At 35.5% G+C, this 13,131-nt stretch carries 10 protein-coding genes; 7 read left to right on the forward strand and 3 right to left on the reverse strand.

What is annotated here, in order from left to right; translation table 11 throughout:
- Nucleotides 1-3 precede the first annotated feature (3 nt).
- From Q8S25_RS10515 to tilS, 6 genes are read left to right on the forward strand one after another with little or no spacing between them, the layout of a single operon-like run.
- Nucleotides 4-2,256: a Tex family protein gene (locus Q8S25_RS10515; protein ID WP_305537494.1), complete on the forward strand. Its 2,253-nt coding sequence runs from the start codon at nt 4-6 to the stop codon at nt 2,254-2,256.
- Between the two features lie 24 nt (nt 2,257-2,280).
- Complete coding sequence (locus Q8S25_RS10520) at nt 2,281-2,814, forward strand: DsrE family protein (RefSeq protein WP_305537496.1); 534 nt, start codon at nt 2,281-2,283, stop codon at nt 2,812-2,814.
- 2 nt (nt 2,815-2,816) lie between these two features.
- Nucleotides 2,817-4,139: a DEAD/DEAH box helicase gene (locus Q8S25_RS10525; protein WP_305537498.1), complete on the forward strand. Its 1,323-nt coding sequence runs from the start codon at nt 2,817-2,819 to the stop codon at nt 4,137-4,139.
- Between the two features lie 51 nt (nt 4,140-4,190).
- A complete protein-coding gene (locus Q8S25_RS10530) occupies nt 4,191-6,659 on the forward strand; it encodes a penicillin acylase family protein (RefSeq protein WP_305537500.1) in 2,469 nt (822 codons plus the stop codon).
- Between the two features lie 10 nt (nt 6,660-6,669).
- Nucleotides 6,670-7,014 (forward strand): hypothetical protein, encoded by a 345-nt coding sequence (locus Q8S25_RS10535; protein ID WP_305537502.1) that lies wholly within the window; start codon nt 6,670-6,672, stop codon nt 7,012-7,014.
- A gap of 2 nt (nt 7,015-7,016) precedes the next feature.
- On the forward strand, nt 7,017-8,393 hold the full coding sequence (gene tilS, locus Q8S25_RS10540; protein WP_305537504.1) for a tRNA lysidine(34) synthetase TilS: 1,377 nt from the start codon (nt 7,017-7,019) through the stop codon (nt 8,391-8,393).
- Here tilS and Q8S25_RS10545 read toward each other — a convergent pair.
- Both Q8S25_RS10545 and Q8S25_RS10550 read right to left on the reverse strand, forming a co-directional pair.
- On the reverse strand, nt 8,390-9,034 hold the full coding sequence (locus Q8S25_RS10545) for a rhomboid family intramembrane serine protease (RefSeq protein ID WP_305537507.1): 645 nt from the start codon (nt 9,032-9,034) through the stop codon (nt 8,390-8,392). The two genes, tilS and Q8S25_RS10545, sit on opposite strands and share 4 nt — an antisense overlap.
- Before the next feature lie 3 nt (nt 9,035-9,037).
- Nucleotides 9,038-9,511, reverse strand: a complete 474-nt coding sequence (locus Q8S25_RS10550) for a 23S rRNA (pseudouridine(1915)-N(3))-methyltransferase RlmH (protein ID WP_305537509.1) — start codon at nt 9,509-9,511, stop codon at nt 9,038-9,040.
- A gap of 95 nt (nt 9,512-9,606) precedes the next feature.
- Between Q8S25_RS10550 and Q8S25_RS10555 the strand changes: the two genes are divergently transcribed.
- Nucleotides 9,607-12,000, forward strand: coding sequence for a hypothetical protein (locus tag Q8S25_RS10555; protein WP_305537511.1), 2,394 nt, complete (start codon nt 9,607-9,609; stop codon nt 11,998-12,000).
- 4 nt (nt 12,001-12,004) lie between these two features.
- Here the strand turns inward: Q8S25_RS10555 and Q8S25_RS10560 are convergent, their stop codons facing one another.
- Nucleotides 12,005-12,808 (reverse strand): hypothetical protein, encoded by an 804-nt coding sequence (locus Q8S25_RS10560; protein WP_305537513.1) that lies wholly within the window; start codon nt 12,806-12,808, stop codon nt 12,005-12,007.
- Between the last annotated feature and the right edge of the window lie 323 nt (nt 12,809-13,131).

The following is a 13,131-nucleotide window of genomic DNA, read 5'->3' on the forward strand; positions in this document are numbered from 1 at the left end:
AATATGTCGTTTGCTCCAATCATTGCCGCAAAACTTGGTTTGCGCGTTACTCAAGTTGAAACTGTTTTAGATTTATTAGCCGAAAGTGCTACGATTCCTTTTATTGCCCGTTATAGAAAAGATAGTACGGGTAATTTAGATGAAGTTCAAATTCAACAAATTCAAGATGAACAAAAAACCATCTTGGCATTCACTGAGCGCAAAACGTTTATAGAAAAGACCATTACCGACCAAGGTAAAATGACCGAAGCTTTACAAGCTAAAATAAACGCAGCTACAACTATTGTTGAGTTAGAAGATATTTATTTACCCTATAAGGTAAAGCGTAAAACCAAAGCAGTGGTTGCAAGAGAAAATGGATTGGAGCCATTGGCATTGTTTTTATTAGCACAAGGCCAAGAAGATCCTGAGATGGAAGCAGCTAAATTTTATAATGATAAAATTACCAATATAGAAGAGGCCTTACAAGGTGCAAGAGATATTATAGCAGAGCAAGTAAACGAGCAAGCAGAAGTTAGAGCCAAGTTGAGAAAACTATTTGAAGACACTGCTACTTTACAAAGTAAAGTACTTGCTGATAAGGAAGCAGAAGCCATAAAATACAAAGATTACTTTGATTTCTCAGAGCCGATTCATAAGATACCCTCTCATCGTATTCTAGCTATTTTAAGAGGGTTCTTAGAAGGGTTCTTGCGTATGACTATAGCTCCAATAGAAGAGGAGGCAATTGACGATATTGAAGCTTTCTTTATAAAAGGAATGAGCCCTGCTGGTGTTCATATTAAAAAAGCAGTTAAAGACGCTTACCGAAGATTATTACAACCCAGTTTAGAAACGGAATGTAGAACTGCATTAAAGCAAAAAGCAGACGAAGAAGCTATCAATGTTTTTGCAGAAAATCTTCGTCAATTATTGTTAAGCGCACCATTAGGATCAAAGCGGGTATTGGCTATTGACCCAGGTTATAGAACGGGTTGTAAAGTGGTTTGTTTAGACGAATCGGGTGAATTACTAACCACTGATTTGATTTATGTTCATGAAGCTAATAAAATTTACGATAGCGAATACAAAATTAAACAACTAGTAAAACAGTTTGCTATACAGGTATTTGCTATTGGTGATGGAACAGCCGGCAGAGAAACTGAGCAGTTTATTAAAAAAATGAATCTTGGATTGCCTGTGTTTTTAGTGAATGAAGATGGGGCTTCTGTTTATTCTGCATCCGAAATTGCTAGGGAAGAATTTCCTGATTACGATATTACAGTACGAGGTTCTGTAAGTATTGGTCGAAGGTTGATGGACCCTTTAGCGGAGTTGGTAAAAATTGACCCCAAAAGTATTGGAGTAGGGCAGTATCAGCATGATGTTAATCAATTTAGACTAAAAGAAAAATTAGACCAAACGGTGGTTAGTTGTGTAAATACAGTAGGGGTTAATTTGAATACTGCTAGTAAACAATTACTAAGTTATGTAAGTGGTATTAATGAATCGGTAGCAGAAAATATTATTAAACAAAGAAAAATAGTGGGTTCATTTTCTAGCAGAGAAGAATTATTAAAAGTGCCTAGATTGGGTGCCAAAGCCTTTGAACAGTGCGCGGGATTTTTACGCATTCCAAAAGCAAAACATCCATTGGATGCAAGTGCGGTTCACCCAGAAGCTTACCCAATTGTTGAAAAAATGGCGGCAGATTTAGAAACCAGTGTTGAAGAATTGGTAGGAAATGAATCACTATTAAAATCAATCAATACCCAGAAATATGTGACCGATCAAATTGGGGTATTAGCATTGAATGATATTATTAAAGAATTACAAAAGCCAGGACTAGATCCAAGATCTGAATTAGAGCAATTTGAGTTTGCCAATATCTATTCTATGGAAGAAGTAACGGTGGGCTTGGTATTGCCTGGCGTAGTTACAAATTTAACTAGGTTTGGTGCGTTCATAGATATTGGTGTTAAGCAAGATGGATTGGTTCATGTGAGCGAAATTGCCAATCGATACATTTCGGATCCTAGTGAGGCATTAAAGTTGGGGCAGAAAGTACAGGTAAAAGTGTTAGAGGTAGATTTGAGCCGCAAACGAATTGCACTCTCCATCAAACAAACAGAAGCCGCTCCTGCAGCGGGTATTGGAGGAAGAAAAGATTTTAATCAACACAAGCGCTCCAATCAACCTATAAAAAAAGAAGAAGATTTGAGTAACTTAAATGTAACAGATGCCTTACAAGCTTTGAAGAAGAAGTTTGGCAAATAGCTTACCTTAGAATAAATCAATTGTATGAAACATTTATTTATTGTTTTTGCTTTAATTTTTGGTTGCACTTTAGTGAATGCACAAAAAGTAGTTTATCCTTTAATTCCTGTTTATGGACCAGTAACTGAAGTGCCTTTTGCTGTTGATATAATTGATAAGAAAGGAGAGTATAAAGTGCTTGTTGATATAACCAGCCCTTCTGCAAACCCTAAAGAGATCAGTGAGTTTTTTGAAAATATTGCTCGTATTGCCAACCTTCACGTTGCAGGAGGTGTTAATCCTAAGAAACTAAAAGTAGTAGCCGTTGTGCATGGTGGCGCTGTTCCTTTCATATTGAATAATGAAACGTATAAACAAAAATTTGGGGTAGATAATCCTAACCTTCCTTTGTTTACTGCCATAAAAAATGCTGGTATACCCTTATATGTTTGTGGGCAAACCTTATTTAAACGAAAAGTTGACCCAGCAACCATTGCACCTGAATTTGAAACAGTGCTTTCTGCTATTACAACCATTTCCACTTTTGTTAACAAGGGGTATGTGTTTTTGAAATTTTAATTATGATTAAACTAAACGATAGTAAACAAACGCTCCAAAATTTAGGCATTGCTGCTTTAAATGAAATGCAAGAAGCAGCAGTGAGTAATATCATACACCATAAGAATGTGTTGTTGCTATCACCAACTGGATCTGGGAAAACCCTTGCTTTTTTAATTCCATTGTTAGAACATTTGAATCCGAAAGGAAAACTCGTGCAAGCTTTGGTATTAACTCCTTCAAGAGAATTGGCCATTCAAATTGAACAAGTTTGGAAAGCCATGCAAACAGGGTATAAAATTATTTGTTCCTATGGAGGACATGATATGCCTACTGAAATAAATAGTTTGGTAGAGCCGCCTGCATTATTGGTGGGAACCCCTGGCAGAATTGCCGATCACCTTAAAAGAAGAACCTTTGATCCAAAGGGAATTCGGCTATACATATTTGATGAGTTTGATAAATCATTGGCTTTGGGTTTTGAAGAAGACATGGAATACATTACTAGGGCGTTAAAACCCGAGGTGCAAAAAGTATTCGTGTCTGCTACTGCATCTATTGCTATTCCTGCATTTGCAGAACCCAAGCAATTGGTCGTATTGAACTTTTTGAATGGTCGTGATGAAGCACCTACGGTTGAAATGCATACAATATGGTCGCCTGAGAAAGACAAAGTGAATACCCTTTATGATTTGTTGTGTACATTAGGTAATACATCAGTGCTAATTTTTTGCAATCATCGGGAAGCGGTAGAAAGAACAGGCAGTTTATTGGCCGAACTGGGAATTGCTAATACCATTTTTCATGGGGGAATGGAACAAATGCAAAGGGAGCAGGCTTTAATCAAATTTAGAAATGGAACTGCTCCATATTTAATTGCCACTGATTTAGCTGCTAGGGGATTAGACATCCCAGATATTGATCATATTGTTCATTATCATTTGCCCTCTACCAACGCAGAATTTACCCATCGCAATGGCCGAACTTCTAGAATGAACAGCAAGGGGAATGTATATATGATATTGCACGAAGACGAAACCCTGCCCAATTATTTGCAAGAAACACCACCTTCTTTTTCCTTGAAATTACATGCTCCGCCACCCGCTGCTTCAGATTGGGGTACGGTGTATTTAAACGGAGGTAAGAAAGATAAACTGAATAAAGTGGATATTGTTGGATTGTTTATTCAAAAAGGCAAGCTAACAAAAGAAGAATTGGGTTTAATTATGGTGAAAGACCATAATTGTTTTGTAGCTGTTAAGAAAAACAAGATTGCATCGTTATTGAAACTGGTTCGTGACGAAAAAATTAAAGGAAAAAAATTCCTAATAATGGAAGCTCGCTAACAGTAATGCTTCTGAACTAATTTGCTTATTTTGAGTCTTTAAATATTTGCTATGAGGATAATACCATTGCTTGTATCGGCCCTGTTAACATGGGGTGCAGTTCAATTATTTAATACCCAACTTTCTGTTGGTGGAAGTAAAACTCCTAGACTCGGGTATTTTTTATCTCCCCAACATGGGTTTTGGCAAAATGCTGAAGCTACTAATACCAACTACAACGATAATATTCAGTTAGAAGGGTTAGCCGGAAAAGTAGATGTATACATTGACGATCGGTTGGTCCCACATATTTATGCGGATGAAGACAATGACGCCTATTATGTACAAGGATATTTACATGCTAAGTTTAGACTTTGGCAAATGGAGTTCCAGACCCATGTTGCTGCAGGTCGGTTAAGTGAAATTGTTGGTAAAGAAAGAATTGGTACCGATCAGTTTTTTAGAAGACTAGGGATGGTGTATGGTGCTGAAAGAACCAAAGCCTATGTAGAGAAAAATAATCCTGAAATGCAATCTGCTATTGATGCTTATGCAAAAGGAGTAAATGCCTATATAGCACAATTGAAACCAGAGCAAATTCCATTTGAATACAAATTGCTCGATTACAAACCCGAAGCTTGGACTTCTTTGAAGACTTATTTGTTCCAGATGTTTATGTCTTATGACTTAACAGGAAGAGGGGCAGTTACCGATTTGCAAATGAGCAATGCTCGTAACTATTTTAGCTATAAAGATTTTGACTTGTTATTTACTGATGTGCAAGATTCTTTAGATCCAATTATTCCTCGTGGTACTGCATATTCTGCTCCTTCCATAAAGCCCGTTGCGCCCGCAGATGTACAAACAGCTTATTTAGGTGATACAGCTGGAAGTTCAACAGCACTGGCTCCATTTGTTCCTAATAAAAGCAATGGAAGTAATAACTGGGTAGTAGGTGGATCAAAAACAAAATCTGGCAGACCCATTCTTGCCAATGATCCACACTTAGGTTTAAATTTACCCTCTCTTTGGTATGAAGTTCAAATATCAACACCAACACATCGCACTTATGGAGCAAGCTTTCCCGGATCTCCTGCAGTAATAATAGGGTTCAATGATAGTATAGCATGGGGCGTTACCAATGCAGGTCGCGATGTGTTAGACTATTATGATATGAAATTTAAGGATACTACCTTGAATGAATATTGGTTCCAAGGACAATGGGTTAAAGCAGAAAAAAGAATCGAGACCATTAAAGTAAAGGACAGCGCTTCCATTCAAGAGAACATTGCAATAACTGTATTTGGACCAACCATGTACGACCATAACTATAAAAACAGTGGTTCTGGGGGCAAAAATTTGGCTTTAAGATGGACTGCACATGATGGAGGAAGCGGGTTATTGGCTTTTTATAAGTTAAACCATGCAAAGAATTACGATGACTACTTAGAAGCAATTTCTCACTGGAATAGTACAGGCCAAAACTTTGCATTTGCTTCTAAAACAGGTGATATTGCTTTAAAACAACAAGCCAATTTTGTGGCAAGATGGTTTAGACAAGGAGACTTTATATTACCTGGGCAAGACAGCTCTTATGCATGGCAAGGGTTTATACCAACAAATGAAAACCCCATGATCAAAAATCCGGAGCGTGGATTTGTGAGCAGTGCCAATCAAAAATCAACTGACCAAACCTATCCTTATTATTTAGGTGCTGCCAGTAATTTTCCTGTGTACCGTGGGGTAATCATCAATCGAAAGTTAACTGAATTAACCAATGCAACGGCTCAAGACATTCAGCGTCTTCAAATGGATAATTATAATGTGTTTGCAGAAATGGCAAGGCCAGTTTTACTAAAATACATTGATCAATCTACTTTAACTGCTGATGAAAAAAAGTATATTAATATATTGAGTTCTTGGAATCTAGTAAGTGATGTGAATGAAAAAGGCGCATCTGTATTTAATGTACTTTGGGATAGTTTAGAAACCACTATTTGGTCCGATGAATTTGCTGGTGCTACTACTAATTTGGGATGGCCCGATGAAATCACTTTATTGGAAAGCATAAAAAGAGACAGCCTATATTCTTTTGCTGATAATATAAAAACACCCAACAAAAAAGAAACTATTGCCGATGCAGTAATGGAGGCAGTTAAAAAAGCAACTGCAGTTTTAGTGAAAGCAGATAAAGAAGGTAAATTAGACTGGGCCGTATTTAAAGATACCCGTGTTTCCCATTTACTAAAAATCAATGCGTTGAGTTCATTGCATTTGCCTATAGGAGGCGGAAAGCATATCATTAATGCAACAACAGAAACACATGGTCCAAGTTGGAGAATGATTGTGCATATGACCGACGATATAGAAGCGTATGGCGTTTATCCAGGTGGCCAAAATGGTAACCCAGGAAGTAAATACTACGATATGTTTATGAACCATTGGGCTACTGGCAAATATTATCCAATATTGTTTATGCACTTGAAAGACGCTCCAAATAATAAACGCGTTAAGTGGTTAATAACTTTTACCAAAGCTTAAATACATTATCATGAAATTTATAGTATCCTTATTTTTAACAGCATTATTGGCATTTGTGGCTGGTCTTTTTACTCAATTGCCTTGGTGGGTTTTTGTTGTAACCTCATTTGTTGTGGCTGCATTGTTGCATCAAACACCAGGTAAATCTTTTTTGAGTGGGTTTCTTGGTTTATTTCTACTATGGGTTGTTTTAGCATTTATTAAAGATGCAGCCAATGAACATATACTTTCTGCAAAAGTGGCTTTGATATTACCCTTGGGAGGGTCATATATGATGCTGATACTGGTTACAGGTATTATTGGTGGATTAATTAGTGGATTAGCTGCTTTAACAGGGTCTTTTGTAAAGAAATAAGTATGAACTTATTGAATCAATTCCAACAGAATTGGCAATCATCTTTTGCTCCATTGATTTTGCCTGGGCAAAAAATTTTGTTGGCATTGAGTGGGGGAGTAGATAGTACCGTATTAGCGTATCTACTTCAGCAATCAGGAGTTGAAATAGTTGCAGCACATGTAAATTATCAATTAAGAGGCGTCGAGAGTAATCGGGATGAAAATTTTGTTGTTTCACTTTGTGAAAGCCTTCAAATTCCTCTACTAATTAAGAGAGTTGATACAAAAACCTATATGTCGGAACAGCATTTGTCTGTTCAAGTGGCCGCAAGAGAAATTAGGTATAGTTGGTTTGATGAAATCAGGTTAAACGATGTAACCCTTACTGGTGCTTGGGCAGCTACTGCACACCATGCGAATGATTCTATTGAAACCAGTATGATGCATTTTTTTAGAGGAACTGGTATAGAAGGTTTAAAAGGGATTTCTCCCTTACATCATTCTAAAAAAATACTAAGGCCATTACTGCCTTTTTTTAGGAATCAAATTGAGCACTACGCTATAGATAATGGCATTTCTTTTATTGAAGATTCTTCAAATTTAACCAATCAATACACTAGAAATTTTTTAAGAAATACCATCATCCCTGAATTGGAAAAAGTTATTCCATCCTTACAAGAAAATGTTTTTCACAATACGCAACGGTTTTCTGAAGTGGCAATTTTGTATAAGCAAGCAGTTAATCTACAGGTGAAAAAAATGGTAGAGCAAAAGGGTAATGAAAGTCATATACCAGTTCTTAAATGGAAAAAAGCAAATCCGATTTATTCCATTACATGGGAAATTATTGAGCCCTTTGGATTTTCTTCAGCCCAAATTCCTGAAGTAATTAAACTGTTGGATGCTTCAAATAGCAGTTTCATCAATTCTCCAAGCCATCGGATTATAAAGAATAGACAATGGATGATTATTTCACCCGCTGCTCAAGTTGAAGCCAAACATATAGTAATAGAACAACTTGGAATAACTCCATTTTTGGAAGGCGAATTAACACTTTCTAAGCATGATATTTCAACAGTAACAAACGAATTAACCCAAACCAATACTAGTGGTAATAAATTGAGTATTGAGTGGTTGGATGCCAGTATTATTAAGTTCCCATTACTGATGCGCCAATGGGCAATAGGAGACTATTTTTATCCCTTGGGAATGAATAAGAAGAAGAAAGTTTCTAAGTTTTTGATAGATGCTAGGTTAAGTAAAACTGAAAAAGAAAAAATTTGGATACTTGAATCGGATAAGAAAATTATTGCCATTATTGGCATGCGCATCGATAACCGATTTAGATATGCGGCGTCTACCAAAGAATTGTTGAAACTACAGTATGCTCGTTCCTAAAATGAGCCCAGGTATATTTTGATTGCATTGAAAAAATTTTCCATTGCATTAAACTTGGTCATAAAACTGGTGGTAATAATCACAAAAACAATCCCAAATATCGCTCCCCATATATGCGCCGAGTGGTTGATATTTCCATGTCCTTTTTTTGCTAAATACGCAGACAATATTAAATACAAGGGGCCAAATACAAATCCAGGTATATGAAATGGTATTGGGAAAATGCCCATTCCCAGGGTTGGATATAAAAATATACCCGCAAATATGACTGCAGACACTGCACCCGAAGCTCCTAAACTTCTATAATGATAATTGTTTTGGTTATTAAAATAGGTAGGTAATAAACAAACAACCAATGATACAACATAGAGTACGATGTAGATTACTTTGCCAGATTCTCCAAAAATTTGAACGAAAGTTTTTTCTACTAAGTCTCCAAACAAATAAAACGAATACATATTAAATAACAAATGCATGATATCCGCGTGAATGAGCCCACTTGTAATAAAACGATACCATTGATTCCTATTGGTAATGGCTGGAGGGTAAAATATTAGATCATCTAAAACTTTTTGATTTGAAAAAGCAGTGAATGAAATGAGACTTGTCAAGAGTATGATGCTGATGGTTAAGGTAATCATAGGTTAAATATGATGGTATTTTTCGTTTCTAATGATGGTGCAAGCACGGTATAATTGCTCTGATAAAATTAATCTGGCAAGCATATGTGGAAATACCAAAGGAGATAAGCTCCAAACCAGTTGTGCTCTACTGGTAACAGCTGGATCAACTCCAAATGCCCCTCCAATCAAAAATACCAATTGCTTATTGCTTTCATTGGCTCTTTGCTGAATAAATTGAGCCAATTGAGGTGAGCTGAAGGCTTTTCCTCTTTCATCTAATAAAATTAAATAGTCGTCTTTTTCTATTTGGTTGAGGATTAAAGTGCTTTCGGCCTTTTTTAGTTCAATTTCAGACAAATTTGGCGCAGTTTTTGGTGGTGGTATTAATAACCAATCTGCTTTGAAATATTTGTTAATCCTTTGAGTGAAATCGTTGACACCCTCCTTTATATAAGGCTCATGAGGTTTTCCAACAGAAATCAAACGTAGTTTCATTGGTTAAAAATAGTCAACAAAACCAATGTAGCCAATTTGTGCTGCTTTGTAAGTTGAAGGGGACAAAGTATCTTACAGTCAAAATTGTATTTAGCATGAAGTTTACAAAGGTCTTTATTTTGGTTTTTATCTTATTAGGATTTAAGCAGGTTTTGAGTGGTCAAGAAATAGACTCTATGATGAGTGTTTATGCAGATGGATTTCCTAAAGAAAAAATACATGTACATTTTGATAGACCCAGGTATAATACTGGCGACACTTTGTTTTATAAAGTCTATTTATTAGCGGCAAATGAGCCTAGTTTTTTAAGCAAAAATTTGTATGTTGAATGGTATGATACAGATGGTGTTTTGGTAAAACAAACCGTTTCTCCTTTATTTCAATCAACTACAAAAGGGAGTTTTGAAATTCCAGCTAACTATAAAGGAGGATTTTTTCATGTAAAAGCTTTTACAAGGTGGATGTTAAATGACGAGGTAGCTTATTTATTTCAAAAAAATATCCCAATTAACGGGGGAAATATTGTTGGTGTAAAATTGCCAGAACCAACTAAAGTTGATTTGTTTCCTGAAAGTGGCATGTTAGTGGAGGGATTAAATTCTCGCGTAGCATTTAAAGCATACTATCAATCTGGTCTACCTATAAAAATAAAGGGGGTATTAGTTGATGCCCAAAAGAAAGTATTAGATAGTATTAAAGTACAACATGATGGAATGGGGGTATTTGTATTAAAGCCCATGGCAGGACAACAGTATCAATTAAATTGGACAGACGAATTTGGAAGGAGCGGAGTTACTAAAATTAATGATATCAAACCTGAAGGAGCTGTTTTAACGGTTAGAACCAACAATGAAAAAGCATTTCTGCAATTTGAGCGATCAAATAATGCAGGGCCAACCTTTAAACAAATGAATTTGTTGGTTCACATGAATCAATCATTAATGTATAAAGTGGGGCTAAAAATGGTTGATAAGAATTATCAGCGGGCAGAAATCCCTATTGAAGAGCTTCCTACTGGTATAGTACAATTTACCTTATTTACTTCCGATTGGATTCCTGTTGCAGAAAGAATTGCTTTTATCAATAACCATACGCATGATTTTAGTGCAAAAATAAATCCACTTGCAACTAATTTAAATAAACGGGGTTTCAATCGATTTGAAATCATTGTTTCCGATACTACCATGACGAATATGTCGGTTGCAGTAATAGATGCAAATGCCAATGAAGTTGATCCGCATTCTATATATTCTAATTTTTTACTAGCTAGTGAAATTAAAGGCTATGTACACAATCCTTCTTATTATTTTCAAAGTGATGCAGATAGTATCTCCAGCAAATTAGATTTAGTTATGATGACCAATGGTTGGAGAAAAATCAATTGGGAACAACTAAAAGCGGGAATAGGTCCGCAATTGAAATATATGCCAGAGAATGATTTCATGGCATTAAAGGGAAGTGTATTTGGAATTAAACCAGGAATGATAAAAGACCAGCAACTCAATTTTGTATTGGCTGCAAAAGACAGTAGTAAAAGTCTCTTGTTTGCACCCATTGATGCCAATGGGAGTTTTGAGCAACCTGGTTTATTCTTTTATGATACGGTTAAAGTATATTATGGATTTAATAATAATTCAAAGCTCAGTAGCGCTACTCAAGTAAAAATTGAAAATGGGTTAATGCGAAAAGAGAATGGGGCAAAAGTAAGTTTAGGAGCAATTCCACCAGTTTGGGGAGGGGTAGATTCAATGGCTTTAGCAAGAATGAATTATTTTTTGAAAGAGCAAGAACGTGTTCGTAAGCTTATTGAATCAGCTACTTTATCAGAAGTAATCGTAAAAACTAGAACCAAGAGCAAACTTGAAATATTAGATGAAACCTATTCCTCTGGGTTATTTTCGGGTTTGAATGGTTATAGTTTTGACTTAACAGATGGAACAGTAGCGGCATTAGACGTATTTACTTTTCTACAGGGAAGGGTGGCTGGATTACAAGTATCAGGTACAGGGCCAAGCGCAACATTAACTTGGAGAGGGGGGGCACCTGATATTTATTTGAATGAATTAAGATCAGATGTGCAAATGGTTGCGAATATTCCGGTTGCAGATATTGCTTTTCTTAAAGTATTCAGACCTCCTTTTTTTGGAACTGGTGGAGGGGGAGCAAGTGGCGCAATTGTAATTTATACAAAGAAGGGTGGTACTTCATCTAAAGGGTCACAGAATGTTAAAGGAATGGAAAGCACTATATTGGCAGGATATTCCAGATTCAAAGAATTCTATAATCCTATATACGATAAATCTGCAGCCTCTTTTAATCCAGATACCAGAAACACACTTTATTGGAATCCTTATATTATGACAAATAAAAGATCTCCTAGGTATCCTGTTGAGTTTTATAACAACGATGTTTCTACTAAATTGAAAGTTATATTAGAAGGAATTAATGCAAATGGGAAAATGACTAGGGTAGTGAAAATATTAGAGTAATTATCTAAGTATTGAGTTGCTTGATATATTGTTTTTTTTTTGTTGATTTTGTGTCTGTAATGAATACTAGGGCAGTTGTAATTAATACCAGAATTATTAGTGCTGCAACTCCATGTTTAGTCCCATTAAAATTTTCTGGAGATATGTTGGTGACTAAGTCAGGAGATAAATTTAGTTGGTAGAAGATACTAAATAAACTAAGACTATACATAATAGCTACATAGCATTGAAATAATAGAAATAAGTATATTAAAGTGTTAGTAGTAGCGTTCTTATGTACTATTCCAGGATTTACTGCATCTTCCTTAATTATCTTATAAAGGCATACGATTAAGTAAGTTAATATATGTGTAGGTATAAGGATCATTAAAATTTGAGGGGCTATCAAAAGGACATTTTCTGGGTTGGCTATTAATAATAAACGATTATTCATTAACGCTTTAACAAAAATATTTTTATCGTCAGAATCAAGTATTATCCAGGGAGAAACAGCAACAAAACAAATAATTAAGGGAATAAAATGAACCCAGTCTTTTTTTACATCAACTTCCTGTTGATTTAATAATATTCTAATGTAGAAATATAGTATGGGGCCTAATAGAAAAAACAAAATATTTGATAGGAATATAGTATAATTTAATAGGGTTTCACTAGTTCCATAAAATTGGTAGTATTGTGATATCACAATTAGGAAAAAGACAAATAAGTAAACACTTATCCAAGTTGTATTTACTCCTTTATATCTCTTAATGAGATATATCAAGACAGAACTCGCAAGACCAACAAAACCAGCTGATAATAGTAGCATTTGGGTATTAAATACGGATTAGATATTCATTGCAAATTTCTGACTAATTTCTCTATCAATTTATTCCTTGTATTCCTTTAAAATATAAACTATAAGTCTATATTTTGCATAAAAAAAGCCCCGATGAGTAAACATCGGGGCTTTGAGATTATAGAGATATAAGTTATTTCACGATCACTACAGTAGTAGGAGCGAACTTAACGTTGTTACCTTCTAGTGTTAAGAAGTGTGTACCAATTACGCCGTTGTTCAATCTTACTGGAACAGCGTTAGGACCTTTCACTACGTTTACTTGTTTAGTGTAGATAGAACGTCCAGTTCCA

Origin of the sequence: Sediminibacterium sp., from assembly GCF_030695065.1 — a bacterium.
In the GTDB taxonomy this organism is placed as follows: Bacteria; Bacteroidota; Bacteroidia; order Chitinophagales; family Chitinophagaceae; genus Sediminibacterium.

Excerpts from the sequence above, each read along its gene's own strand:
- Q8S25_RS10515 (WP_305537494.1), top strand. The coding sequence starts at position 4 with ATGTCGTTTGCTCCAATCATTGCCGCAAAACTTGGTTTGCGCGTTACT.
- Q8S25_RS10520 (WP_305537496.1), top strand. The coding sequence starts at position 2,281 with ATGAAACATTTATTTATTGTTTTTGCTTTAATTTTTGGTTGCACTTTA.
- Q8S25_RS10525 (WP_305537498.1), top strand. The coding sequence starts at position 2,817 with ATGATTAAACTAAACGATAGTAAACAAACGCTCCAAAATTTAGGCATT.
- Q8S25_RS10530 (WP_305537500.1), top strand. The coding sequence starts at position 4,191 with ATGAGGATAATACCATTGCTTGTATCGGCCCTGTTAACATGGGGTGCA.
- Q8S25_RS10535 (WP_305537502.1), top strand. The coding sequence starts at position 6,670 with ATGAAATTTATAGTATCCTTATTTTTAACAGCATTATTGGCATTTGTG.
- tilS (WP_305537504.1), top strand. The coding sequence starts at position 7,017 with ATGAACTTATTGAATCAATTCCAACAGAATTGGCAATCATCTTTTGCT.
- Q8S25_RS10545 (WP_305537507.1), bottom strand. The coding sequence starts at position 9,034 with ATGATTACCTTAACCATCAGCATCATACTCTTGACAAGTCTCATTTCA.
- Q8S25_RS10550 (WP_305537509.1), bottom strand. The coding sequence starts at position 9,511 with ATGAAACTACGTTTGATTTCTGTTGGAAAACCTCATGAGCCTTATATA.
- Q8S25_RS10555 (WP_305537511.1), top strand. The coding sequence starts at position 9,607 with ATGAAGTTTACAAAGGTCTTTATTTTGGTTTTTATCTTATTAGGATTT.
- Q8S25_RS10560 (WP_305537513.1), bottom strand. The coding sequence starts at position 12,808 with ATGCTACTATTATCAGCTGGTTTTGTTGGTCTTGCGAGTTCTGTCTTG.